The sequence below is a fragment of the Pseudomonas sp. B21-040 genome (assembly GCF_024748695.1).
In the GTDB taxonomy this organism is placed as follows: domain Bacteria; phylum Pseudomonadota; class Gammaproteobacteria; order Pseudomonadales; family Pseudomonadaceae; genus Aquipseudomonas.
Window position 1 is genome coordinate 3,471,852 of record NZ_CP087176.1, and the last position, 26,367, is coordinate 3,498,218.

19 protein-coding genes and 1 tRNA gene are annotated in these 26,367 nt (G+C 59.7%); 7 read left to right on the plus strand and 13 right to left on the minus strand.

Going from position 1 to position 26,367, the window contains the following annotated elements:
* Window positions 1-25 precede the first annotated feature (25 nt).
* Both LOY55_RS16030 and LOY55_RS16035 read right to left on the minus strand, forming a co-directional pair.
* Window positions 26-1,210, minus strand: a complete 1,185-nt coding sequence (locus tag LOY55_RS16030; protein WP_046033183.1) for a patatin-like phospholipase family protein — start codon at window positions 1,208-1,210, stop codon at window positions 26-28.
* A 393-nt stretch (window positions 1,211-1,603) separates the two neighbouring features.
* Window positions 1,604-2,692, minus strand: coding sequence for an AI-2E family transporter (locus tag LOY55_RS16035; RefSeq protein ID WP_046033182.1), 1,089 nt, complete (start codon window positions 2,690-2,692; stop codon window positions 1,604-1,606).
* 198 nt (window positions 2,693-2,890) lie between these two features.
* Between LOY55_RS16035 and LOY55_RS16040 the strand changes: the two genes are divergently transcribed.
* Together LOY55_RS16040 and LOY55_RS16045 are read left to right on the plus strand one after the other, a co-directional pair.
* Entirely contained in the window at window positions 2,891-3,544 is a 654-nt protein-coding gene (locus tag LOY55_RS16040) for a hydrolase (RefSeq protein WP_046033181.1), read from the plus strand.
* 54 nt (window positions 3,545-3,598) lie between these two features.
* A complete protein-coding gene (locus LOY55_RS16045; protein WP_408980953.1) occupies window positions 3,599-4,927 on the plus strand; it encodes an OprD family porin in 1,329 nt (442 codons plus the stop codon).
* A gap of 9 nt (window positions 4,928-4,936) precedes the next feature.
* On the opposite strand, the gene LOY55_RS16050 is transcribed toward LOY55_RS16045, so the two are convergent.
* The 7 genes from LOY55_RS16050 to fdnG all read right to left on the minus strand — a co-directional run bounded on the left by LOY55_RS16050 (window position 4,937) and on the right by fdnG (window position 14,049).
* Window positions 4,937-5,032: transfer RNA gene (locus tag LOY55_RS16050), tRNA-Sec, on the minus strand.
* A gap of 6 nt (window positions 5,033-5,038) precedes the next feature.
* Window positions 5,039-6,976: a selenocysteine-specific translation elongation factor gene (gene selB, locus LOY55_RS16055; protein ID WP_258668345.1), complete on the minus strand. Its 1,938-nt coding sequence runs from the start codon at window positions 6,974-6,976 to the stop codon at window positions 5,039-5,041.
* Window positions 6,973-8,403, minus strand: a complete 1,431-nt coding sequence (gene selA, locus LOY55_RS16060; RefSeq protein ID WP_258665718.1) for an L-seryl-tRNA(Sec) selenium transferase — start codon at window positions 8,401-8,403, stop codon at window positions 6,973-6,975. The genes selB and selA overlap by 4 nt, the downstream gene beginning before the upstream one ends.
* A 51-nt stretch (window positions 8,404-8,454) precedes the next feature.
* Window positions 8,455-9,393 carry a formate dehydrogenase accessory protein FdhE gene (gene fdhE / locus LOY55_RS16065; protein ID WP_258665720.1) on the minus strand — a complete coding sequence of 313 codons (939 nt, stop codon included), beginning with the start codon at window positions 9,391-9,393 and terminating at the stop codon, window positions 8,455-8,457.
* Window positions 9,394-9,397: 4 nt separating this feature from the next.
* Window positions 9,398-10,051, minus strand: a complete 654-nt coding sequence (locus tag LOY55_RS16070; RefSeq protein WP_258665722.1) for a formate dehydrogenase subunit gamma — start codon at window positions 10,049-10,051, stop codon at window positions 9,398-9,400.
* A complete protein-coding gene (fdxH, locus tag LOY55_RS16075; RefSeq protein WP_046033175.1) occupies window positions 10,048-10,983 on the minus strand; it encodes a formate dehydrogenase subunit beta in 936 nt (311 codons plus the stop codon). Before fdxH ends, LOY55_RS16070 begins: the two co-directional genes overlap by 4 nt.
* Complete coding sequence (gene fdnG, locus LOY55_RS16080; RefSeq protein ID WP_258665725.1) at window positions 10,984-14,049, minus strand: formate dehydrogenase-N subunit alpha; 3,066 nt, start codon at window positions 14,047-14,049, stop codon at window positions 10,984-10,986.
* Between the two features lie 354 nt (window positions 14,050-14,403).
* On the opposite strand from fdnG, the gene LOY55_RS16085 reads away from it, so the two are divergent.
* The 4 genes from LOY55_RS16085 to LOY55_RS16100 all read left to right on the plus strand — a co-directional run bounded on the left by LOY55_RS16085 (window position 14,404) and on the right by LOY55_RS16100 (window position 18,402).
* Complete coding sequence (locus tag LOY55_RS16085; RefSeq protein ID WP_223525561.1) at window positions 14,404-15,558, plus strand: MalY/PatB family protein; 1,155 nt, start codon at window positions 14,404-14,406, stop codon at window positions 15,556-15,558.
* A 239-nt stretch (window positions 15,559-15,797) separates the two neighbouring features.
* Window positions 15,798-17,141, plus strand: coding sequence for a sodium:proton antiporter (locus LOY55_RS16090; RefSeq protein WP_109786930.1), 1,344 nt, complete (start codon window positions 15,798-15,800; stop codon window positions 17,139-17,141).
* 260 nt (window positions 17,142-17,401) lie between these two features.
* Window positions 17,402-17,629, plus strand: a complete 228-nt coding sequence (locus LOY55_RS16095; protein WP_223525560.1) for a hypothetical protein — start codon at window positions 17,402-17,404, stop codon at window positions 17,627-17,629.
* A gap of 296 nt (window positions 17,630-17,925) precedes the next feature.
* On the plus strand, window positions 17,926-18,402 hold the full coding sequence (locus LOY55_RS16100; protein WP_223525559.1) for a hemerythrin domain-containing protein: 477 nt from the start codon (window positions 17,926-17,928) through the stop codon (window positions 18,400-18,402).
* Between the two features lie 67 nt (window positions 18,403-18,469).
* On the opposite strand, the gene LOY55_RS16105 is transcribed toward LOY55_RS16100, so the two are convergent.
* Window positions 18,470-20,392 (minus strand): PAS domain-containing sensor histidine kinase, encoded by a 1,923-nt coding sequence (locus LOY55_RS16105; RefSeq protein WP_258665728.1) that lies wholly within the window; start codon window positions 20,390-20,392, stop codon window positions 18,470-18,472.
* A 147-nt stretch (window positions 20,393-20,539) separates the two neighbouring features.
* Between LOY55_RS16105 and LOY55_RS16110 the strand changes: the two genes are divergently transcribed.
* On the plus strand, window positions 20,540-21,292 hold the full coding sequence (locus tag LOY55_RS16110) for a DJ-1/PfpI family protein (protein WP_258665730.1): 753 nt from the start codon (window positions 20,540-20,542) through the stop codon (window positions 21,290-21,292).
* Here the strand turns inward: LOY55_RS16110 and LOY55_RS16115 are convergent.
* From LOY55_RS16115 to LOY55_RS16125, 3 genes are all read right to left on the minus strand, one after another.
* Window positions 21,273-22,172 (minus strand): zeta toxin family protein, encoded by a 900-nt coding sequence (locus LOY55_RS16115; RefSeq protein WP_109786932.1) that lies wholly within the window; start codon window positions 22,170-22,172, stop codon window positions 21,273-21,275. The two genes, LOY55_RS16110 and LOY55_RS16115, sit on opposite strands and share 20 nt — an antisense overlap.
* A 128-nt stretch (window positions 22,173-22,300) precedes the next feature.
* The gene (locus tag LOY55_RS16120) at window positions 22,301-24,580 is read right to left on the minus strand and encodes an ATP-dependent DNA helicase (RefSeq protein ID WP_258665732.1); all 2,280 of its coding nucleotides are present in this window, start codon (window positions 24,578-24,580) and stop codon (window positions 22,301-22,303) included.
* Window positions 24,577-26,244, minus strand: a complete 1,668-nt coding sequence (locus LOY55_RS16125) for a VRR-NUC domain-containing protein (RefSeq protein ID WP_258665734.1) — start codon at window positions 26,242-26,244, stop codon at window positions 24,577-24,579. The genes LOY55_RS16120 and LOY55_RS16125 overlap by 4 nt, the downstream gene beginning before the upstream one ends.
* Window positions 26,245-26,367 lie beyond the last annotated feature (123 nt).

Here is a 26,367-nt window from a genome sequence, read left to right on the forward strand (position 1 = left end):
TGGACATCAAGGATCGCGATTGTCTTCAGGTATTGGGGGATTTATGCCACGGGTAACCCTTCGCACTGAGTTCAAAGGCGTAGTCGAATAAACGCTTCATGTATTCGCCATCAAAGTGATGACTGCGCAGGTGATGAAAATCGGCGCCGATGTACGCCAGATTGAAGTCCGCCCCGTCCTGCTGAGCGATTCGGTAAATCCGTTCCAGGTCACTGATCCCTTGCGTCTGGATCAATGCGCTGATGGCGCGACCGCCGATACTCAACGTGCGACGCTTGGTCCCGGACCACTGGGGCTCCATTTTCCCGTTACGAATCACATAGAAATTCCGGTCATGGCGCAAACGTGCGCCGGTCACGCTGTTCAGAGCCATGACCGTGCCGGGTGGGTAAAGGAATACCTGCGTGATGACGCCGCCGTCCACGTGCATTTCCTGAAACTGTTGACCGTTCACTTCCACGTCGATCATGACCGGTGAAACGGCGCCAGGAATGCTCATCGACGCGATCAGGATCTGGCGAAACAGGTCCAGTGCGCCCGGTGCTCCACTGGAGGCGATGGCCCCCATATTCCAGGTCACGGGCCGCCCTGCATCGAGGTCGGTGGTACCGATCATCAGGAGTCGTCCATTGGCGTATTGCGCCGCAATCGCCGCCAGTATGTCAGCGGTGACGTACTGGGCGACGAGCCGCGACAGTGGCTTGCTGTCTGCAATGCCGTCGCTGGCAAGCCGGGTCAGCACATTGCGCGAATGGAAAACGTCTTTGGGACCGATGGCGCTGCAGATGCGCAGAATGATGTCGTCGTATTGAGGCCCCAGAAAAGCGAACGGAGCCACCAGGGCGCCAGCGCTGATGCCCGTGACCACTTTGAACAGTGGGCGCGTCCCATTCAACGTCCATCCCGCGATGATCCCTGCCGCAAACGTGCCGGCGTCACCACCGCCGGAAACCGCCAGCATGTTGGCCACCGGCAGGACGTCATTCGGCACTCCCGCCCTGGCGAGCGCCTCAGCCTCGCGATGGTTGGCCTGATTCACGTCCCGAATGAGCGGAGCGAAATCCCGGTCCAGCCAGTAACGCGCCTGTGCGATGCCGGGGACGACCGCCAGTTCCGTCAAAGTCGGCGGCACGGCATCGCGGCGTTGCAGACACGCTTGGCGCAACATGTTCCACGTTGACGCACCCGGTCCGGGCAGGAATGGTTTCAAAACGCCTCCTCCGGCCGCCGTTGCTGATAGATCACATGAGCATTGCGACGGGCATTACGCGTAACGGATGTCGCTGAGGCCGATTGCCGCCACGGTGAACAAGAACGGCATCGTCAGGTAGGACCACAGCGCGTAACCATTGAAGTACGCGCGGTGCAGTGGATCCCAAGGGGTATTTTCTTCGTGGTCTTGAAAGGATTCCCGGGGGGCTGAGCGCTCGGCAACGAGCGTCCCGTCGGCGTGGCGCGCTGTCCTGCGTCAGCCCTTTCTTTGCCCATAACGCACCACCTGTCACGAGGGTGGTGCGTACTTTGCTGAAGCTGTTCCAGCGATCGAGCCCCCCATGAGCGGTCAACACCCGCTCGAGGAGCTCATGACTCTGCGTGTTCATGGTTACGGATTTGCTCCGTCCTCCGGCCGATCCTGAACCCACTGCCAGAATAGTTGATAGCCGACCGCAAGCACCACTGGCCCGATGAACAGTCCAAGGATGCCGCTGGTGACCATGCCGCCTAACGCGCCGATCAACACGACCGGCATTGGCACATCCACGCCTCGCCCCAGCAACAGCGGTTTGAGAACGTTGTCCACCAGACCGGCAACGAACACAAAGACCGAGAAGATGATGGTCCTCGTGTTGGGCCCCTCGGTCGCCATCACGTAGACAATCACCGGCAGCGTAATCAGCGTGGCTGGTAACTGCATGATGCCGAGCAGCAACACAAAGATCGCAAGAATACCTGCGCCCGGGATGCCTTTGAGCACGAAGCCGATACCCACCAGCAGCATCTGAATGAACGCGATGCCGACCACGCCGAGCGCAACGGCACGGATGGTTGCGGTGCACAGTTCGGCGATTTTCGGCCCCTTGTCAGGACCGCTGACGCGAGACGCAATCTCTACCGCGGCGCGGGTGCCGGCCTCTCCATGGGCCATGAAAATACCGGCGATGATCAGGGCGACAATGAACATCAGCAAACCCGCCCCGACACCGGCAATCTTGGTCAACAAGCCGACGCTGACGCCTTTTATCTGCGGCAGGTACTTCGCTATCAGGTCGGGAAGGTCATAGGAGGCCTGCAGCCATATCGACGAGAGCGATTTACCCACCAGTGGCCACGTCGCGACCGACTCGGGCGGCGGCGGGATCTGGAAGGTTCCCTCCTTCACCAGGTCGATGACGTTTCCGACCGACGAACCAATCGAAGTGCCCAACAGATAGACCGGTACCACCAGAATAGCGATGGCAATCAGCACAATGATCGTTGCAGCACGCCCCTCGCTGCGTCCCCGCGACCCCATCAGTCGCAGTTGCAACGGGTAGAGCGTGATTGCCAGGATCACCGACCACAGCATCAAGTCGCGAAACGGTTGGAATATCTCGAAGCAAAACAGCACCAGAACAACAATCAACCCGGCACGAATCAGTACATCGAGCATGCTGCGGGTCAACGATTTCTCGGACAGAGGTGTGGGCACCATGGATGCCTCCTTGCTGATAGCTGCAAAGGTAGGGGAACGGTTAGGGCAGCATAGACGGAGTTTTGACAGTACGACGGCAACAATGCGTGATGTATCGCTATACCTCGAAAAAAAAATCCAAACACAGCACATCGACTCAATATCCGAGCCTGAATCTTCGCGACCATGGCCTCCTCACTCACCCGTAAGGACATCATCATGGCCATTGCAAAAGCAGTCCCCGGCAAAACCCTGCTGACCCCGACCGACCACACCCTGATCATGATCGACCATCAATCGCAGATGTCCTTTGCGACCAAGTCGATCGATGCCGTGACCCTGCGCAACAACGCCGCGCTGGTGGCCAAGGCGGCCCGTGGTTTCAAGGTCTCGACCATCCTTACTACCGTGGCCGAGAAGAGCTTTTCAGGCCCGATCTTCGACGAAATCAAGTCGGTATTCCCGGAACACAACGTGATCGACCGTACCAGCATGAACACCTGGGAAGACGAGCGCATTGCTGTTGAAGTCAACAAAATCGGCAAACAGAAAATCGTCCTCGCCGGTCTCTGGACGTCCGTGTGCATCGTTGGCCCGGCACTGTCGGCCATCGACCAGGGTTTCGAGGTGTACGTAATCGCCGATGCCTGTGGTGACGTCACCACCGAAGCGCACGAAATGGCCATGCAACGCATGATCCAGATCGGTGCCCGGCCGATGACTTCGCTGCAATACCTGCTTGAATTGCAGCGTGACTGGGCGCGCGGCGAAACTTACGACGAAACCGTAAAAACCTCGATTGCCAACGGCGGTGCCTACGGTCTGGGCCTGATCTACGCCAAGAGCATGTTCGGCGCTTCGGAAGCCCACTAAGCAAAAAATAGCGACTCCGTACGCGCGGAGTCGCTATCAGGTGGCCATTGAACCATGACGTTTTTTTCGAAAAAAGCCGCTTTCTGCTTATCTCTGATGTGCGCTGGCACCGTCGCAACGGCGCGGGCTGATGAGTCGGAACAAAACCCGCAAGGATTTCTGGAAGGGGCGACGCTGAATGTGCTCAACCGCAACTTCTACCTCAACAGTGACTACCGGTCGCCTTCACCATCGGGCAAAAGCTACAAGGCCGAGTGGGCGCAAGGCTTTATTGGCGCTTTCGAGTCCGGTTTCACGCCCGGCACCGTTGGGTTTGGCCTCGATAGCCACGCTTTTTTGGGGCTGAAGCTCGACAGTGGCAAAGGTCATTCCGGCACTGGATTGCTGCCGGTGGGCAGCGATGGGCGCAGTGAGGACAACTACTCCAGTGGTGGCGGCGCGCTGAAAGTCAGGGCCTCCAGGACCACCTTGGCTTTCGGCGAAATGATGGTCGAAGCCCCGGTGTTCGACACCGCCGACAAACGCCTGCAGCCAGAGTACGCCACGGGGTTTCTGCTCAATAGTCGCGAAATGGATGGCATGAACCTGCAGGCAGGCCACTTCACGGCATTCAAGAATCAGGACAGCGCTTCGGGCAAGGGCAATTTTTCCGGTTACGGGGCTAACACCGACGCCGGTGGCATTTCGTTTGCCGGTGCCGACCTGTTCACCCAAAGCCCTGTCGGCGGCGCGCTCTATGCTTCAACACTGACCGACACCTGGCATCAGTACTACGCCAATGTGCATCTGAAACAGCCGGGAGTGTTCGTCGACGCCAATCTCTACCACACGCGGGACACGGGCGAGGCACTGGCCGGCGCCATCGACAACACCGCGTTCAGCCTGTCGGGCAAATACACCATCGATGCCCATGGTTTCACGCTGGCCTACCAAAAAATCAACGGTGACACCCCGTTCGACTTCGTCGGTGGCGACTCCATCTACCTGGCCAACTCGATCAAGTACGCCGACTTCAACGGCGCCCACGAACAATCCTGGCAAGCCCGCTACGACCTCGACCTGAGCACTTATGGCATTCCCGGTCTGGCCTTCATGACACGGTATGTCAAAGGCAGCCAGATCGACGGCACCCACGCGCCCAAGGGCGGCGCCTATAACCCGTTCGACGCGGAGACCGGCACGTATGTGCCACAACAAGGCGATGGCGGACGTCATTGGGAGCGCGACATCGACGTGCGCTACATCGTGCAGTCCGGGGCAGCCAAGGGCTTGTCGCTGCAACTGTCGCACGTGTCTCATCGCGCCAATACCGCCCAGGCGGGCGATGACATCGACCGGGTTTACGTGGTCATCCAATACCCGCTGAATCTCGGGCCGCTGTGACACAAAAATTGGCGGAAGGCAGCCGGAGTCGAACCTGCCCGGGAACGGATGCCGTCCCCAACCGGGTTTGAAGCCCGGCCGCGCCACCGGGCGCGATTGCCTTCCTGGAAATCAGTCCTCGGGTTGTCGGGGCTCTGGTTGTCGGAGCTCTGGTTCTCGGGCTAACGCACTGTCGGGACGGATCTGGCGTTTGTCGCCCATGCGCCGGGTCAGGCCAATACGGTCGAAGTATTCCAGAATCTGAATGCTGCGCTTGCGCCCCAGGCCCACTGCATCGCGAAACGCCGCGACCTGAATCACCGGATCAAGCTCGGCCATCTGCAACAGCATAGCCGCCAACCGACGGGTCATCGCGTCGGTGTAGAACAGGTCCCGCACCACCTGATGCAGCAGTCCCAGGCGCGCCATTTTGCGTAGCAGCAAGCGCACGGTCGCCTCGTCATGCCCCAGATGGCGCACCCACGGCGGATCGAAACCGGCCTGCTCGAACAGCGGCTGCAAGCGCTGCCACAGGGCTTCGTCGTCGTCGCTCAAGCGCACTCGATGAGCCGGTAAATGCAGCCACGGACCGCTGGTGACAATAGCGCCACCGGCCAGCAATTCGTCGAGCAGGCAGATGAACGTCGGGCGCTCCAGCACGGAGGCGGCAAACCGACGCAGGCGATCCCGGTCCGGGCCCATCTGGTCCGGTTCCAATTGATGGAAGCGTGCGAGGTGTTCCAGCAAGGGGGCTTTCAACGCTTCCCAGCGCGCCGAACTGAACAGCAATGGACCTTGGCGGGTCTCGATCAGGCGCACATCATCGGGCAATTGCCACGTCGCGCGTGGACGGTTGAATTGACGCTCCAGTTGTCGGGGGTCGAGGCCCGTATCGCTGTGGGCCAACAACGCCGGCAAGACCGCTTCCAGATTGTCACCGATGTCGAGGGCTTGCAGTTGCGCCAGCCGTTCGGGGCTGCGACGGTGCCGGGACGGGGCAAACGGGTCGAGCACCCGGCCTCCGCCGAGGGTGCGTTGGGCACTCTGGTCCCGCAGGATCAAAGGGTCGTCCTTGACTGCGTGCACGGGGGCATTCAACAAGACCTGCGCAAACATCCGCCCGCCCGGCACCAGGCTGGCACCCTCCAGCAGCGCCACCCGCCCGGTTACGTCCTGAGTGCCCAGGTGAACATGCACCGGCTGAAAGTGCTCGAAGGTTTTGGCTTCGCTGGCCAGCAAACGCAGGTCGATGTCGAGGCGTTGAGTCGGCGCAAACAGCCACTCGGCCAGCAACCAATGACCACGGTGGATCTGATCCAGCGCCAATCGCTCGGCACTCAGGTTCAGTGCGACGCGTTGACCGGCCATCGCTGTGTCTGCTGCCTGGTTTTGCGCATGCAGACCGCGCACGCGTACGGGCTTGCCCTGCGGGCTCAGCACCAGGGTGTCGCCCACCGCCACGTGCCCGGACAACGCGGTGCCCGTCACCACGATCCCGGCACCGGCGACACTAAAAGCCCGATCAATCGCCAGGCGAAAACCGCCGCTGGTGCTGCGTTGGCGCACTTCACGCTGAGCGTCGAGCAAAGCCTGGCGCAGTGCCTCGACACCTTCCCCGGTGACACTCGACAGGGCGATCTGCGGCGCGTTCGCATAAGGGCCCGATGCCAGCAACGCCTGGATCTGCCCGCGCACGATGGACACCCTGGCCGGTTCGATCCGGTCGCACTTGGTGATCGCCACCAGTGCCCGAGCAATCCCCAGCAGTTCCACAATCGCCAGATGTTCGCGAGTTTGCGGCATCACGCCGTCATCCGCGGCGACCACCAGCAGCACCAGATCAATGCCTTGCGCCCCGGCCAGCATGTTGTGGGTGAAACGTTCGTGGCCGGGCACGTCGATGAACCCGGTCAACCCGGCGCCCGGTTCCAGCGCGGCGTAGAGGTAGCCGAGGTCGATGGTCATGCCGCGCTCGCGTTCTTCCCGGCGACGGTCGCCGGCCTGCCCGGTCAACGCCTGCAACAACGCGGTCTTGCCATGATCGATGTGCCCTGCGGTGCCGACGATCACCCTGCCCGCCCCTCGACTGACAATTGATCGAGTTGCGCCAGCCATGCCGCTTCGTCATCCAGTTGGCGCAGGTCCAGCCAGAGTGAATCGTCGTCGATTCGGCCCAGCACCGGGATAGACAACTGACGCAACGCAGCTTCCAGCCCCAGCAATTGCCGGCCGCGCAGACGCTTGGACACGTTTGGCCGCAGGCATAACGCGGCGCTCGGCAAGCGCGCCACCGGTTGGCTGCCACTGCCGATCATGCCCAGTGCCGGCATCGCGCTGACACTCCAGCCGTCACCCAATACTTGAGCCAGCGAAGGTTGCAGCCGTTGTGCTTGCGCGAGGATGTCGGCTTGGGGTCGTGTCAGCAGCCGCAGGCTCGGCAGACGTTCGGCCAGCCGCTCGGGATCGCGGTACAAACCCAGCACCGCTTCGAGCGCGGCCAGGGTCAGTTTGTCGACGCGCAGCGCACGTTTGAGCGGGTTTTTCTTGATCTTGGCGATCAGGTCCTTGCGCCCGACAATCAACCCGGCCTGCGGTCCACCGAGCAATTTATCGCCACTGAAGGTCACGATATCTGCGCCATCGAGCAAAGCCTGACGCACCGTCGGTTCGGCGGGCAGGCCCCAGCGGGTCAGGTCCAGCAGGCTGCCGCTGCCGAGGTCTTCGAGCAGCGGCAACCCATGGTTGTGCGCCAATTGCGCGAGCTCGGCGGTCGGCACCCGTGCGGTGAATCCTTCGATGGCGTAATTGCTCGCATGCACGCGCATCACCAGACCACTGCGCGGGCCGATGGCGGCTTCGTAATCACGGGCATGGGTGCGGTTGGTGGTGCCGACTTCATGCAAGCGCACCCCGGCCCGCGCCATGATGTCGGGAATGCGGAACGCACCGCCGATTTCGATCAGTTCGCCCCGGGAAATAATCCCTTCCTTGCGCGCCCCCAGGCTGTTGAGCGTCAGCAGCACGGCCGCCGCGTTGTTGTTGACCACCGTCACCGCTTCGGCGCCGGTCAATTCGCGGATCAACCCTTCGATCAGGTCGTCACGGTCACCGCGTTTGCCGCTGTTCAGATCAAATTCGAGATTGAGCGGATAGCGTGCGGCCATTTGCACCTCTTCAATGGCGACTTCAGGCAGCAATGCCCGCCCGAGGTTGGTGTGCAGCACGGTGCCGGTCAGGTTGAACACCCGGCGCACATGACTTTGGTGTTGTTGCGCCAAGCGCTCGCCCGCCCGCCCCGCCAAGACCTGCGGGCTGATTTCCACGGCATCGAGTTGGCCCGTCAGGACCGGTTCGCGCAAGTCATCGAGCAATTGCCGCAGGCTCGCCAGCAGCGCGTCCCGGCCATAGCGCTCGGCCAGCGGCTGGCAGGCGGGATGACGCAACAAACTGTCGATGGAAGGCAGCCGCAAGGTTTGGCTGGCGGACGTTGAAGACATCAGGCGCTCCCGGAAACGATTGACCGTCGCGCCTGAGTGTAGCCGTTGAGCTCAAGTGAAGCGTTCAGTCACCCCCGGGGCCAGCAGCAAATTGGGCGCCGGACGCGAGTAGCCTTCCTGTTCCAGGCGCATGTCGAGCATCAGGCTGGCCAGGTCTGCCGACAGCGCTTCCGCCTCGGCGTCGTTTTCCAGGTACAGCAACTTCAAATAGCTGCGACAACCTAGGCAGGTTTCGGCACGCAGCGGTGCCTGATTGGCCGCGTGGCGGTCGTCATCGAGGCTGACGTAATCCAGGCCTTTGCTTTGCTCGCAATACACGCATTTGACCCGCACCACATGCCATTCACAGGCGCACAACGAGCACACCAGATAGCGCAAACCGTTGTGTTTGCCTCGGTGACGGATCACCCCCGCCATCGCTGGCGACCCGCAGGCCGGGCATTGATTGAGGGCGTCACCGGGTTTCAGATCCAGCCCCGGCGTGTTCAGCAGCCAGTGACTCCAGGCCGCTTGCAGCGCAGCTCCCAGAAACGGCACCAGCGCGGCCGGCAGCAGCGTGAACTGGCCGCTGACCAAGGCCACCGCCCAGGCCTTGAGTTGCCCGTCGCGGGTGTTGCGCAATGTCGTCAGGGCTTTTTCGACGGCGGGTTGTGGCGGTGGTTGGTAGCGCTGCAACAACGCTCCGAGGTACGGCAACCAATGGCCCTCGCGTACCAGACTGTCGGCGGCAAGTGGTGGCAAGCCGTGCGCCTGGCAGACCTTGATTCGTTCGGGATCAGGCGGCGTTGTGACCGGCGGATCGTCCATCAAGCGCTGCTGCACATGACACACACCGGCCACCAGCCGCAGGTAATCCGCCAGTGGATGCCCTTCGGCCAGGCGCTCCAGGCGTAAGGCGCGCAAGGTGAACAGGTTGTGCGGCGGCCTATACAGAAACGGCGGTGAACTCGCCGCCGCTTCAATCTCTCCAGGCTCAAGAATCGTCGCCAAGGGCTTATCCTTTTTTGCTGATTGGCCGGTCCGGTTGTTCGTCGCGGGTCACTTCGCGGTACCAGAGTTCATGGTGTTTTTTCGCCCAGGGACGGCTGACACAGCCATGCACCATGGCGCTGACCGAGCCCTTGATCCAGATGCCGGCGTAGATGTGGATGATGATGCTGAGCACCAGTACAAATCCGGCCAACGCATGCAGCAACATCGCCCAACGAATAAGGGTGATGCCAAAGTACGCACTGAAATACGCGCGCCAGATCACCAGTCCGGTCAACAGCAGCGCCAACATGCAGGCAAGCAAGGTCCAGAACAGCAGCTTCTGCCCGGGGTTGTATTTGCCGATGGGCGGCACACCCTCCTCCTCGTTTTGAATCACCTTGTCGATCCGCCTGAGCCACAAGCCGTCGTTACGGATAAAAAAGTTGGCCCGCCAGAAGCGGATCACCAGGCCCAGGAACAGCACGAACATCACCACGCCCATGAACGGGTGCAGGATGCGCGTCCACGGGCCACCGCCAAACAGGTTACTGAGCCAGAACAGCGCCGGATGAAACAACGCCAGCCCGGACAGTGCGGCCATGAAAAACAGGATCGCGACCAGCCAGTGATTGGTGCGCTGGCCGGCGGTATAACGCAGGATCGTTTTGTTGCTCATGGCCTGTCCTCCCGCCGCGGATCATAGGTATGAACCGATGGGTCAACCTCATGCACCGCCGGGTCTTTACCTGGGGGATGCTCATCCTCTTCCACCACCTGCGGCCCGATGCGCACGTAATGGAAGAACCCGGCCAGCACCGCCAGGCCCATAGCGAGCAAGCCCAGCGGTTTGCTCACGCCTTTCCACAATCCCACCAACGGACTGATTGCCGGGTCTTTCGCCAGCCCGGCGTACAGCTGCGGCGCGTCGGCGTGGTGCAACACATACATCACGTGGGTGCCGCCAACGCCGGCCGGGTCGTACAGACCGGCATTTTCGAAGCCACGGCTTTTCAAATCGACGATGCGCTCGGCGGCGTGTTCTTTCATGTCTTCCTTGGTGCCAAACACGATCGCCCCGGTCGGGCAGGTTTTCACGCAGGCCGGTTCCAGGCCGAATTCGACCCGGTCCGAACACAGCGTGCACTTGTACGCCTTGTGGTCCTTTTGCGAGATTCGCGGAATGTTGAACGGGCAGCCGGTGATGCAATAGCCGCAGCCGATGCAATGGTCCTGGTCGAAGTCGACGATGCCATTGGCGTGCTTGATGATCGCCCCGGGGCTTGGGCACGCGGCCAGGCAGCCGGGTTCGGCGCAATGCATGCAGCCGTCCTTGCGGATCAGCCACTCAAGGTTGCCGGCATCGGTTTCATGCTCGGTGAAGCGCATCAGGGTCCAGGTTTCTGCGCTCAGGTCCTGCGGATTGTCGTAAGTGCCGAGGTTGTGCCCGACATCGTCGCGCAGCTCGTTCCATTCCGAGCAGGCGACCTGGCAGGCCTTGCAACCGATGCACTTGGTGGTGTCGATCAGTTTGGCCACTTCCTCCTGATTGCGCACCGAAGGCGGGACTGTCGTGGTGGCCGAACGGGCAATGATGTCTTGGCTGGCCATTTAGACTTTCTCCACGTTGACCAGGAATGACTTGGATTCCGGGGTCTGTGTGTTGCCATCGCCGAGGAACGGCACCAGGGTGTTGGTCAGGTAACCGTGGCGCGTAAGCCCAGTAAACCCCCAGTGCAACGGGATACCGATCTGGTGCACCACTTGATTGTTGACCTGCAACGGACGAATCCGCTTGGTCACCACCGCCACCGCTTCAATGTGGCCGCGCTTGGAACTGACGCGCACGCGGTCACCGGCGACGATGCCCTTCTCCTTCGCCAGCACTTCACCGATTTCGACGAACTGTTCCGGCTGGGCAATGGCGTTGAGCTTGCAATGCTTGCTCCAGAAGTGGAAATGCTCGGTCAAGCGATAACTGGTGGCGGCGTACGGGTAGTCCTTGGCCACACCGAGGGTATCCCACACCGAATCGAAGATCCGCGCTGCCGGGTTACTGGTGGCTTTCTTGTTTTGCGGGTGCAGCGGGTTGATGCCGATGGGTGTCTCGAACGGCTCGTAGTGCTCTGGGAACGGGCCTTCGTTCATTTTGTCGACGGCAAAAAACCGGGCCACGCCTTCGGGGTTCATGATGAACGGGCTCATCCCCGCTTCCGGCGGCACGTCGGCCTTGTAGTCGGGCACATCGGTGCCGCCCCAGACTTTGCCGTTCCACCACACCAGGCGTTTTTTCGGATCCCATGGCTTGCCTTGCGGATCGGCCGAAGCACGGTTGTAAAGAATCCGTCGGTTCGCCGGCCAGGCCCAGGCCCAGCCTTGGTGCTGATGCATACCAAACGGATCGCTGTTATCGCGCCGGGCCATCTGGTTGCCGGTTTCGGTCCAGCTGCCACAGAAAATCCAGCAGCCAGACGCCGTGCTGCCGTCGTCCTTGAGCTGGCTGAACGCGGCCAGTTGCGCATTGCCCTTGATCGCCGCGCCCGTGGCATCGGTGAAATCGGTGGCGGCGTAACCGTTGATTTCCTTGGCCAGTTCTTCCGGTGTGGGTTCGTCGGCAATCTTGTACTGCCACGACAGCTTGAGGATCGGATCGGGATATGCGCCGCCCTTCGCCTGATAGCGCTGGCGCAGACGCAGGAACAGCTCGGCCATGATCCGAATGTCGGTTTGCGCTTCGCCCGGACCGTCCGCGCCTTTCCAGTGCCATTGCAGCCAGCGGCTGCTGTTGACCAGCGAGCCGTCCTCCTCGGCGAAACAGGTGGTGGGCAGGCGAATCACTTCGGTCTGGATGTCGGCACTTTTCACATCGTTGTACGGCCCGACGTTGCGCCAGAACTCCGAGGTTTCGGTGGACAGTGGGTCCATCACCACCAGCCATTTCAATTTGGCCAGCGCCGCCATCACCCGGTTTTTGTCGGGCAACGCCGCAATCGGATTGAAGCCTTGGCAAAAGTAGCCATTGACCTTGCCCTGCCCCATCAAGTCGAACACTTTAAGGATGTCGTAGTTGGGGATGTCCAGCTTCGGCAGGTACTCGTACGCCCAATTGTTCTCCACCGTGGCATTGGCGCCGTACCAGGCTTTCATCAGGCTGACGTGGAACTTGCTGTAGTTCTGCCAATAGGACAATTGCCCAGGCCGCAGCGGCTTTTGCGTGCGTTTGGTGATGTACGCCGCGTAATCCTGTTCGGCATCGCCCGGCAGCGTCAGGTAACCCGGCAGTGAGTTGGACAGCAAGCCGAGGTCGGTCAGGCCCTGGATGTTGGAGTGCCCGCGCAAGGCATTCACGCCGCCGCCCGGCATACCGACGTTGCCCAACAGCAATTGCACCATCGCCGCGCTGCGGATGATCTGCGAGCCGATCGAATGCTGGGTCCAGCCCAAGGCGTAAAGAATCGTCATGGTCTTGCCCGGTACCGAGCACGTGGCGATCTCCTCCCAGATTTTCTGCATGGCATCGACCGGCATTCCGCAAATCTGGCTCGCCAGATCGATGTTGTAGCGGCTGTAGTGCTGCTTCATCAGTTGATAGACGCAGCGCGGGTCTTGCAGGGTCGGGTCGACTTTGACGAAGCCGTCCTCACCGAGCTCGTAGCCCCAGCCGGACTTATCGGTGTAGCTGCGCTTGGCCACGTCGTAACCGCTGAAAATCCCGTCCTCGAAGCCATACCCGGCTTTGACGATGAACGACACGTCCGTGTAGTTGCGCACGTACTCGTGCTGGATCTTGTCTTCGGTCAGCAGGTAATTGATCAGACCGCCCATGAAGGCGATGTCGGTACCGGTGCGAATCGGCGCGTAATAGTCGGCCACCGAGGCCGTGCGGGTAAATCGCGGGTCGACCACGATCAGCCGCGCCTTGTTGTGCGCCTTGGCTTCTGTCACCCATTTGAAACCGCACGGGTGCGCTTCTGCTGCGTTGCCGCCCATCACCAGAACCAGATTCGCGTTGGCGATATCGGTCCAGGTATTGGTCATGGCACCACGGCCGTACGTCGGGGCAAGACTTGCCACCGTCGGGCCGTGTCAGACACGCGCCTGGTTATCAAACCCCAGCATGCCGAGACTGCGAATGACCTTGTGGGTGATGTAGCCCGCTTCGTTGGACGCCGCCGATGCCGCGAGGAAACCGGTGGTCAGCCAGCGGTTCACTGTTTGGCCTTGGGCATTCTTCTCGATGAAGTTGGCATCGCGGTCGGCCTTCATCAGGTCGGCGACGCGATCCAGCGCTTCATCCCAGGAGATGCGCGTCCACTCGCTGCTGCCGGGCTTGCGTACCTGCGGGTATTGCAGCCGACCGGGGCTGTGAATGAAATCCAGCAGGCCAGCGCCTTTGGGGCAAAGGGTGCCGCGGTTGACCGGGTGGTCGGCGTCACCTTCGATGTGGATGATATTTTGTGCGACGTTCTTCGCGTCATCGCCCAGGCTGTACATGATCAACCCGCAACCAACCGAGCAATACGGACAGGTGTTGCGGGTTTCATGAGTGTGGGTGAGCTTGAAGTGACGCACCTGTTCGGCAAAGGCAGGCGTCGGGGCCATGCCCAACGCCCCCAGGCTAGAGCCTGCAAGGCCGATGCCGGCGACCTTGAAGAACTGACGACGGCTGAGGTCCATCGTGCACTCCTGATCAGGTGGAAATCCGGTGCTTTGCCGGACTTTTCAATCAATCACGGTGGCGGCAGACGGACTGCCGACACCTCAAACTGTAGTCCGCGCATTGGCAATCGGTGTGAAAACCGACCGTCGGCCAGTTGTCGGCCTCTGTACCCATCGGCACGATCCTTGTGGGAACGGGCTTGCCCGCGATGGCGGTGATTCAGCCGATATAAATGTTGACTGTGCCGAAGCAATCGCGGGCAAGCCCGCTCCCACAGGGTTTTACTGCGGGCTTTCGCGAGCAGGCTCGCTCCCACAAGATTTGGCGCTTATCATGGCCGGCATGATTAATCCGCCGTTACGAGACCGCGCATGACTTTCGATTTTGATCAGGTGTTCGACCGCCATAACACCGGTAGCACCAAATGGAGCCGCTACCCGGCCGATGTGTTGCCGATGTGGGTGGCCGACATGGATTTCGCCGCACCGCCGATGATCATCCAGGCCCTGCAAAAACGCCTGGAACACCCGATGGTCGGCTACAGCGTGGCCCCGGACAACTTGCGCGAAGCCATCGTCGCCGACCTCTGGAACAAATACGCCTGGCGCATCGAGCCGCAAGAGCTGATCTTTCTGCCGGGCGTCGAGTCGGGCTTCAACATGGCCCTCAAAGCGCTGGTCCAGCCGCAACAAAACGTCGTGGTGCAGGTTCCCAACTATCCGCCACTGCGCCACGCACCGGGCCATTGGGGCCTGAACAAGGTCGAGCTGAATTTCAATGAACAGGCCGACGGCACCTACACCACACCGCTCGACACCCTGAGCCAGTCGCTGCAAGGTGGCGGCGCGCTGCTGCTGAGCAACCCGCACAACCCGCTGGGCAAAGCCTTTCCACGGGACGAACTGCAAGCAATTGCCGACATCTGCCTGGAACAGGGCGCGTGGATCATCTCTGACGAGATTCACGCCGAGCTGTGCTTTGACGGGCGCAAGCACGTACCGATGGCGACCCTGAGCGCGGACATCGCCCGGCGCACGATCACGCTGATGTCGGCGAGCAAGGCCTACAACATTGCCGGCCTGAAAACTTCGTTCATGATCATTCAGGATCGCGCCCTGCGTGAGCAGGTCAACCACGCCCGTTGCGGCATGGTCGACAGCGTCAACCCGCTGGGCCTGGAAGCCACCCGCGTCGCGTACAGCGAAGCCGGGCCATGGCTGACGGAACTGAGCGCTTACCTGCAAAGCAACCGCGATTACCTGGTCGACGCCGTTCGCACCCGCCTGCCGGGTATCACCATGAATGTGCCGCAAAGCACCTACCTGGCGTGGCTCGACTGCTCGGCGCTGGGGTTGGACAACCCGCAGCAGTTCTTCCTGGACCAGGCCAAGGTCGGTTTGAGCCCGGGCCTGGATTTCGGCGATGACGCCCGGCAATTCGTGCGCCTGAACTTCGGCTGCCCGCGCGCGTTGCTCGAAGAAGGCATTGCGCGGATGGAGCGCAGTTTGCGTAACCACAAGGCCTAGCAACAACGACTATTCCTTTGTAGCAGCTGGCGCAGCCTGCGTCCGGCTGCGCAGCAGCCGTGCTTGTGGCGTCTGCTGCGCAGCCGGACGCAGGCTGCGCCAGCTGCTACAGGGTGTGGTTTCGCCAGAAAAAATGAACCCCTGCCAAATTTCCCCCTCAATACTTGTAAGCCCACATCACGGGCCGCTGAAGAGTCATGCACGAACCATCGCGACACCTGCCTGGCGAGTAGCAAACCATGAGTTTCATCCTGTGGGTCGCGGTGTTGGGCGTCGTGCTGTTGACGTTGGCACTGACCTCCTCGTACCTGCGATGGATGCCAGTGACCACGTCGGCGGTGTGCCTGGTGCTGGGCGCTGTCATTGGACCAGGCGCCTTGGGTTTGTTGAAGCTGAACACCGATGACGCAGCCAACTGGATGGAGCACCTGACGGAAGTCGCGGTGCTGTTCTCGTTGTTTGTCTGCGGGCTGAAATTACGCTTGCCGTTCAAGGATAAAAACTGGCGGATTGCGGTGGGGCTGGCGGCGCCGGTCATGGTGTTGACCATTGCCGGCGTGTGCCTGCTGTTGCATTACGGGTTTGCATTGTCTTGGGGCGCGTCGGTATTGATCGGTTCGATTCTCGCACCGACCGACCCGGTGCTGGCCAGCCTCGTGCAAGTCAACGATGCCCGGGATGACGACCCCGTACGTTTCGGTCTGTCGGGCGAAGCCGGGCTCAACGACGGGATCGCCTTCCCCTTCGTCATTCTTGGCCTGCTCTTGTTGCAACATGACAGTCAACCCGGCTGGCTGGGGGACTGGTTATTGCGAAGCGTGTTGTGGGCGGTGCCGGCCGGCGTGCTCAGCGGATACTGGATGGGGCGCGGCATTGGACGCCTGACGTTGTTGCTGCGAATCCGCAACGATGACAGCACGCTGTCCCCCAATGACTACCTGGCCCTGGCCCTGATCGCCCTGGCGTATGTCGGGGCCGAGTCGATCCATGCCTATGGGTTTTTGTCAGTGTTTGCCGCTGGCCTTGGCCTTCGTCAGGAAGAGGTCAGCACCACCCGTCATGATGAAGTGCCCGCCGAGCATCTGGTCCAGCCTGTGGTCGGTCATCAGAACGTCGAGCCGCAGCATGCCGTGCATGGCGATACCGAGCACCTCGAAGACACGCAGGTTGCGGCGGGCATCATGATGGGTGACATGCTCGCCTTCGGCAGCCTGGTGGAACGGGCCATGGAAGTGTTTCTGGTGACCCTGCTCGGTGTCGTGCTGATTGCACACTGGGACTGGCGCGCACTGCCGATCGGGGCGGTTTTGTTTTGCCTGATCCGGCCGCTGTGTGTTGCCGTCATACCATGGGGGCCGCTACTCGACTGGCGACAAAGGCTGTTGATCGGCTGGTTCGGCATACGCGGAATCGGCAGCCTGTACTACCTGTTCTACGCCTTGAACCATGGGTTAGGGCAATCAACCGCGACGGTATGCACCGACATGACGCTGTCCTTGGTAGCCCTGAGTATCCTGGCTCACGGACTCAGCACGCAACCCATGCTGGAGCGCTATGAACACCGGAAAAAACAAATAAATTGATTGTTCACTCAAGCCTTTATGCCGTGGATTATCGATTTTTTTGCGCAAAATTTTTTGAAACCCTATGGGGTCCGGTGGTCACAACATCAGCCCCACCCGCCTGACATTATCTGGCGGGCCTGGCAGGTCTGGTCCCCCTGCGGCGAAGACGTTTCTTATAAGGGCCCCCACATAAAAACAAGGTGCCGGTCATGATCCAGTGTTCTTCCTCCGATCAAATCAAAGCCTGCCGTGCGTTCGCTCTGGAACGCAATCATCAGATGTTCGAAGAAGCCCAAGCGTTAAGCCGTAGTGCTTTTGAGTTGCTGGAGGGCGACGATCTGGACGCAGAGCAGTTTGATCGCTATCAAGCCCTGCGTCGAAAAGCTGATGTGAAGTTTCAGGAAGCGATTGAGCATCTGCGCCTGCTCAACGAAGATTTTCCGCCCATTCCGAGGTCGGCCAATCAGTCTCATCAGTTGCGCGAACAGCTTGAAGAGCGGGCCTGAGCGTCGAAAAAAAACCCGGCAATTGCCGGGTTTTTTTTGACTCCAAATTCATGTTTGAAACGGTAAGACGTAGACACGTTGCAGCGCTTGGTCGTATTGCACTGCGAACTGCATGGGCCAAATCCTGGACTCATGCAGCCTGCACGACCGCAGCGAACCACACCGGCGTTTATGTGATTGATTTTTATGGAATCTTGATCAGGCTGAATGGCGGCACGCCTTATGCTCCATCACCTCAAGCGACTGTCGGCCAATGAGTCCGTTCGCTACCCCCACGTTGATTTGAGAGACTGACCATGAACGCCATTGATCTGTTGAAAGCTGACCATGAACGTGTAAAAGGCATCCTGAGCCAATTAAGTGAGTCCACCGAACGCGGTATTAAAAAACGCGCAGAGTTGTTGGCCAAACTGGAAATGGAAATCAGCATTCATACCCGGCTTGAGGAAGAAGTCCTGTACCCGGCTTATAAAAAGGCCGGAGGCAAGGAGCAGGACGTGATGTATTACGAAGCCAAGGAAGAACACCGCACCGTGGACTCATTGGTGCTACCGGACCTGAAAATGACCGATCCTTCCACTCCCGAGTTTGCAGGTCGAGTCAAAGTGGTCAAGGAGCTGCTGGAACACCACATCGAAGAGGAAGAAACGGAGATGTTCCCTCAAGCGAAAAAGCTGCTGGGGAAAGCGACCCTGGAAGAGTTAGGCGCGCAGATGGAAACGCTGAAGGCGCAATACAAAAAAGAACTGGGCGACGGTAACCTCGCCGCTTGATCTTGAGATACCAACATCAGGAAAGCCCGGCGTTTGCCCAAACGCCGGGGATTTTGCAGGGCGGCAATCACTTCATGGCCTGGGCAATGACTTCCACCAGATTGAGTTGAGTGAAGGGTTTGGACAAGCGCGGCAGTTCGACCGCAAAACCCTCCAGACGCTCGGCGTATCCGGTAGCGAGGACAATCGGCATTTCCGGCTTCTTCAGCCGAATGGCCTGTGACAGTTGCGCGCCATTCATATGAGGCATGGCCATGTCGGTAATCACCAGGTCGATGTTCTGCTCACTGTCGAACAATTCGAGCGCCTGAGCACCTGAGGCCGCACTGATCACCCGGTGACCCAGGTCTTCCAGCAGCAGGCCGGTACTGGTCAACACAAGGCTGTCGTCGTCGACTACCAAAACACACAACCGGGCCACCGGTTCTGATTGTTCTTCTTCGATGGCGGCCTTGATTACTGACGTGGTCGTAGCAACAGGAATCCATAATTCGGCAGTGGTGCCGATGTTCTTGTGACTCCTGAGAATGAACCGCCCGCCCAGTTGTTCGATAAAGCCATGCACCATCGACAGCCCCAGGCCCGTACCTTTACCGACGCCTTTAGTGGTGAAAAACGGATCCATCGCTGAAGCCAGGGTGTCAGCGTCCATGCCTTCGCCGGTATCGGTCACGCTCAAGCAGACATACGGACCGTTATCAAGCGATAACGCGGCTTGGTCGCAAAGCTCGGAGGACTTGGCCGAGATGATGATTTTACCGCCGTCGGGCATGGCGTCCCGGGCATTGCTGACCAGGTTCAAAACCGCCAGTTCGAGCTGGTTGACGTCCGCCATGACCGGTTTGAGTTCTGTTGAAAACTGCATGTCGAGCGCTACGGAAGGCCCCAGAGAACTGCGTAACAACCCACTGATGCCTTCCACCAACGCGGGTATTCCCACGGATTCGGACTTGAGTTCCTGACGTCTGGCAAAGGCCAGCATGCGCTGAGTCAGGGTCACACCGCGCAAGGCACCCTGCCGGGCGTTGTCGACCAAACGAGTCAATTTCGGGTCGTCCCCTACCCGTTTGCGGACGATTTCGAGATTGCCGAGGATGACCGTCAACAAATTGTTGAAATCGTGGGCGATCCCGCCGCTCAATTGGCCGATGGCCTGCATCTTCTGCGCCTGGAACAGCGCTTCGCGGGTCTGCTCCAGGGCTTGCTGTGCCTGGGTGGCTTCGGTGATATCACGGGTGATCTTGGCGAAACCAAGCAACCTGCCGGTCTCGCCCCATATCGGATCGACCACCACATGGGCCAGAAACCGCGTGCCGTCCTTGCGCACCCGCCAGGCCTTGTTTTCGAATCGCCCCTCCTGTGTGGCAATCGCCAGGGCCCGCTGCGGCTCACCGGCTGCGCGGTCTTCAGGGGTATAGAACATCGAGAAGTGCTGGCCGATCACTTCTTCGGGCCGGTAGCCCTTGATGCGCTGGGCGCCAGGGTTCCAGTTAGTCAGGCGTCCCTCGGGGTCGAGCATATAAATGGCGTAGTCGGTGACGCTTTGAACCAGCAACCGAAACTGTTGCTCGCTTTGCTTGAGGGTTTCCTCGGCGATTTTCCGGTCGGTCAGGTCCCGGGTGATCTTGGCATACCCCAGCAGTTTGCCGCTCGGGTCGACAATCGGGTCGATGACTACGTGCGACCAGAAGTGCGTGCCGTCCTTGCGCACCCGCCAGCCTTCGCCTTCGAATCGCCCTTCCCGATTTGCCGTGTCCAGCGCCCGCTGGGGCAAACCGGCACGTCGATCTTCTTCGGTATAGAACCTTGAAAAATGCTGGCCGAGAATTTCCGCTTCCTCATAACCCTTGAATCGCCGGGCGCCAGAGTTCCAGCTGGTGATGATGCCATCCGGATCGATCATGTAGATCGCATAGTCCACCACTGCATCAATCAACAGGCGAAAGCGCATTTCCTCGATGGAGTTTACTTTGGACGACTTCTCACTCATCGACTACACCCGGGATTAACATTTTTATGGAGTATGCGGTAAACCATGGGTTTGGAAAGCCGCAAGGTGCATGTTCGGTGGAGTACTGGCACCAGACCCCCTATGCTCGATGCCAATGGCCATTTCTGGCTGACAAAAGGCGCCCCCATGATCCTGATTCTGTTGCCGACTTCTGACTACGACCCGACCGAGAGCAGCGTGCCTTGGCAAGCGATGCACAGAGCCGGGATCGATGTGTGCTTTGCCACGCCCTCAGGATTGCCTGCCTACGCCGATTCGCGGTTGGTGGATATCGGTTTTGGCCCGCTGAACCCTTTATTGATGACGCGCGAGCCTGATCTTGACAGCTACAGGCAGATGATCGAAGACACGGCCTTTCGTAAACCGCTGTCCTACGCCGATGTCGACCCAAGCCAGTTCGAGGGCCTGCTGATTCCTGGCGGCCATGCCAAGGGCATGCGCAGCGTGCTGGAATCCACTCAGGCACAACAAATTGCCCTGCACTTTTTCAAGGCCGACAAACCGGTTGCCGCGGTGTGTCACGGTGTTTTGCTGCTCGCCCGCACGGTTGATCCCGACACCGGGCTTTCAGTGTTACAAGGGCACAAGGTCACTGCACTGGTGGCCAACACCATGGAATTGCCGGCCTGGGTAATGACCGCTGCCTGGCTTGGGCGTTATTACCGAACCTACCCGCAGACTGTCGAGGCGGAAGTCACCGCCGCCCTTTCCAGCCCCGCAGATTTCCTGCGGGGCCCCTTTCTCGCCGTACGTGATTCAGCAGACCAGCCACAACGAGGCTTCGTCGTGCGCGATGGCCAGCTACTGACCGCTCGCTGGCCGGGAGACTGTCATCGCTTCGCCGCCGAATGGCTACGACTTATCGGTACACGTACTTGACGATGTAAGCCTGCAGGTCGTTGTAGACAAAGTCAGGCACTTGCGCTGCGTGTGCCTGGGTTTTGAGCAGTGCCAGGTGGCATTCCTTAACCATCTCGTCACGTTCTCTCTTGGTGTAGATGTGGTTGTTGATGATGTTGCCATAGGTGCTGTAAGCGGTTGGGGCCGTAGGAGAAACGACATCGGTGGCGGCGTTGGAATAGATTTTCTGGAAACGCGAAACCCGCTCTTTCAATCCGCCCAGCCCACGTTCATACACCGTGATCTGTGAGCCGCTGACTGCTTTCGAGGCGGTCTCGAAGGCCAGGATGATTGCTTGTGCGTTACTCATGCCGGCTTCCAGCGCCGACACCGTGACAAACCGTTCGAGCTCCCTGTTTTCCAGGCTCTTGAGTGCTCTCTTGATACTGGACAGGTGAGCGAACGCTTGATTGCAACCTACGATGTGCGTCTCGAACTGGTAACCGGCAGCGGTTGCCAGCGGAGGAAATGCGGCGAAATCGATGCTGTCGAAGGCGCACTCCACAATGATGTTGTATTTGAGGGTGAAGGCTTCGGTGAAGATCTTGGTACTGAGTTCTCGAACGAAGGTTTCCGTGTGCTCATAGGCATGCAGGACGCCGAGCTTGATCATCTCGGCATACAGGGGGTGTTTTTGTCGGTATTCGGGCACGTAAAGACGAACGAATTGCTCGTAGCGCTGGGTGGGTAAGAGGTGGTTTTCCAGTAGATAGGTTTTGCCGGAGCCTTGCAGCCCCGCAACAATCAATACCTTTGGGGTGGTCTGGGCGATGATCCCGCTGAACAACGAGGTCTTGATTTCATTGAATGCAGCCGTGACCTGCGCCGGGGTGTAAGCGTAATTCGGTGCAACTGACATACCTTGATTTCCTTATCAAAGATTCGCTTGAAAGTGATTGCCTGCCCTTTGAATAAAGCGGTGATCGGGCGTTTGTTCAAATCGGCGTGTCTTTCAAGATATGTCGCTGTTCTATAACGTAAAAAGTCCTACTCGAAAGCGCGAAGATTCGTCGGTTCAAACGCCCACCAGCGTGGCAATAGCTGTTTAACCTTGCTCTCGCCAAACCGGTCGTCAATCAGCATGACGACCCCTTGGTCCTGCTGGGTACGGATCACTCGCCCTGCCGCTTGCACCACTTTCTGCACGCCTGGGAACAGGTAGGTGTAGTCATACCCGGCACCAAACAGGGCGGCCATGCGGTGTTTCAGCTGTTCATTGACCGGATTGAGTTGCGCAAGGCCCAGCGTGGCGATGAAGGCGCCGATCAAGCGTGCGCCAGGCAAATCGATGCCTTCACCAAACGCACCGCCCAACACCGCAAAGCCAACCCCTTGGCTGTGCGTGGTGAACTGGTCGAGAAAGTCCTGACGCTGTGCCTCCCCCATTCCCCGGGACTGCGACCACCGTGTGATGTGCGGATGACGCTCGGCCAGTAACTGCGCCACTTGCTGCAGATAATCGAAGCTGCTGAAGAACGCCAGATAGTTCCCGGGGCGCTCGCCAAATTGCCGGGCGATCAGCTCGACAATCGGCTCAAGCGACGCCTGCCGGTGGACGAAACGTGTCGAGATCTGACTGACGATGTGCACTTGTAACTGATCCGCCTGAAACGGCGACTCGACATCAATCCACACCGTATTTTCAGGCGTACCCAGAAGGTCGGCGTAATAGTGCTTTGGACTGAGGGTTGCAGAGAACAAGACCGTGCTGCGCGCAGCGGTCAGGCGCGGGCGGATGAAGCCGGCCGGCACTACGTTGCGCAGGCACAGCTGTGACAATGGCCGCTGGCGGTCGAGGTCGCGCTTGCTGATGTCGAACAGGAACTGTTCATCAAAGCATTCGGCCACCCGGCAAAATTGCAGCATCTCGAAGTAGAAATTTTGCAGGGCGCTGTCCAGTCCTTGCGGGTGATCGTTCAAGTAGTCACCGATACTTGCGCTGCACGAAAACAAGGCTTGAAGCAGCTTTTCCGGTGCTTTGTCGTACGCCTGATAGGCGCCGAGTTGCCGGTTATGCAGGGCATTCCATTCCCGATTGACCCGCTGCAAAGCCTTTTTCAGCGCTTCGGGCGCGGTTTTGCGTACGTCACGCAGGGTCGATTGATCAAGGCTGGCGCTGTACATCTGCCGGCCACGCTCCACCAAGTTGTGGGCTTCGTCGACCAGCACCGCGACGGTCCAGTTATTGGCTTGGGCGAGCCCGAACAGCAGCGCACTGAAATCGAAGTAATAGTTGTAGTCAGCGACCACCACGTCCGCCCAGCGGGCCATTTCCTGACTCAGGTAATACGGGCAAACCTCATGATCCAGGGCGACTTGGCGCAATGCAGCCTGATTCAACAGGCTCAGGTGGCTGGCAGCTTGACGAGCGGCAGGCAAACGATCGTAGAAACCCCGCGCCAACGGGCAGGATTCGCCATGACAGGCTTTGTCCGGATGCTCGCAGGCTTTGTCCCGGGCGATCATTTCCAGCACACGCAGTGGCGGCGCATCGGCGCTTTGTTGAATGACCTGGGCAGCGTCCAGCGCAAGCTTTCGCCCCGGCGTTTTGGCGGTGAGGAAGAACACTTTGTCCAGTTGCTGCGGCGCCAGGGCCTTGAGCATCGGGAACAGTGTGCCCACGGTTTTGCCGATGCCTGTCGGCGCCTGCGCCATCAGACAGCGACCGGTACTGACGGCCTTGAACACCGATTCAGCCAAATGCCGTTGCCCAGGACGAAACCCGGCATGGGGAAAAGCCAATTGCTGCGCCGCTTGATTGCGCGCCTCGCGATGGGCCATTTCCTGCTCGGCCCACTGCAGGAACAGCTCGCAGTGATGCTCGAAGAACTGCTGCAGGTGTGCTGCGCTGAACGCCTCGACCAGGCAGGTTTCCTTTTCGCTGACGATGTCGAAATACACCAGCGCCAGGTTGATCTGTGTCAGCTCCAGTTTTTGACACATCAACCAGCCGTAGATCTTCGCCTGCGCCCAATGCAGTTGCCGGTGATTGGGCGGTTGTTTGCTCAAGTCACCGCGATAGGTTTTGACTTCTTCCAGGCAGTTTTGCCCAAGGTCATAGCCATCCGCCCTGCCCTTTACCTTCAGGGTTTTGTGCACGCCTTCAAGGGCGACTTCGCTTTGATAACCGTCACTGCGCCGGGACGCGACGGTACGGTGCCCGACGATGCCTTCCAGCGCCGTCGGCGACGGGGTGAAACGCAGGTCGAGGTCGCCGACCTTGGCGGTAAATTCGCACAATGCCCGTACCGCGATGCTGTAGCTCAAGCGCCCGGCTCCGCCCATTGCACGTAGCAGACGGCAATGGGCATTTGATGCTCGTGACAGAACTCCAGCCAGCGCAGTTGGTTGTCTTGCAGCCGGTCGCCGGGGCCTTTGACTTCGATCATGCGGTAGGTCTTGTGCTGGGGCCAGAACTGAATCAAGTCCGGCATGCCGGCGCGGTTGGCCTTGATATCCAGCAACAGTCGGTTGAACCAGTGCTTGAGGTGTTCCGCCGGCAGGCAATCGAGTGCCTGGTCCAGCAACGTTTCGCTCAGCACTCCCCAAAATACAAAGGGCGACTGAACGCCCCACTTGGCGGCAAACCGCTCACGAATCGTCTGCCGGTAACGGCCGTCATCGAGCTCAGCCAGGCAGGCGTCGAACAACTCGGCCCGGCGCGCTGAAAAGTCTTCATGCAGCAGGTCAGCCGGCCCACGCTGGAACGGGTGAAAGAACGCCCCCGGCACTGGCGCGAAAATGGCCGGCCAGCACAACAATCCGAACAGTGAGTTGATCAGGCTGTTCTCGACGTAATGCACCGGCGCCAGTTCTTCGGCGAGGTGGGCCTGAACGTAACCTTCCACCGATAACGCCAGATCGGTTCTTGGCAGTTGCAGGTCCAGGCGTTCCATTGGCCGGGGGGCTGACCGCTTGAGCGCCGGACCGCCCAGTTTGCGCCGCAGCCTGGGCAACACTCGTAGTAAATGCTGATGCTCGGAGGCGCTTTGCGGCGATTGCTCGGCAAGCGTCGCCAGGTCCAGGGCGAGTTGATAGTCACCACAACGCTCCAGCACGCGAATCAACCGCACGCGAGCGCCGGGAAAGGCACAGTCGCGGTAAATCGTCAGCGCACCGGCGAAATCGGCGATGCGCTCGCAATGCTGACCTATCTGAAACAACAACTTGTCGCGACGTCGCTGCAGCCAGGGATTACCAAGTGTCAGGCCGTTGATCCGCTCGACGATGGACGCCACCGGTTCGCCCGCCTCGAAATGCTGCTGGCATTGATGCAGGAATACACAGGCGTCCACATCCTGGCGACTGTGCAGGCCCCTGGATTCGAGGCTGAACTCGACTTTTTCATAGGTGAAAATGCCCAGATCGGCCAGCACGAACTCCGACCAGTCCTGATACAGGTTGCCAAAGAACATCAGCCGAAACCGGTCGCACAGGTCCATGATGGTCAAGGTGAACAGCCGGTCATGCAGTGCCGGACACCATTGGGCAAAGCGTTGTGCCTCGGGAAACTGTTCACTCAACTGTGCGAGCCAATCGGCCTTTTTGCCCTTCGGTTGATCGATCAGCGCGCCGAAGCATTGAAGAATTTCGCCCTTGAGCAGCACCTCGAATAATTCCTCGATGTGCAAGGGCGTCGTCTCATCAATCCAGCCCGCCGCCAACAACGGTGCGACAGCACTGGCGATGTCACCGATCTCGATGTAACTGAGTTTACCGGCCCGAAAATGCACGCCCTTGCGCATCACCATTCTGACCAGCAGCGCCCGCGACTCCCGAGGCAGCCGGGCGAAATCACGGATGAAGGCGTGTTCTTCTACACTTAATACATCGGCATAACGATGTTCAAGCCAGTCAAGCACTTGCATGAAGTTGTTGAGGTAATAGAACGGATCGTCGAGGGGGTTTGCAGTCACAGGGAAAAGCGCCATGGCAAGCGAGTACTGGTTATGCGTACAGATAACAGTTCCCCGCGGTACGGTGCAAACGGAAAAGGATAAGCGGCGGCGTTATTCAGTCATTTTCGGGCTGGCATCGAACTTTCTGCCAATCGA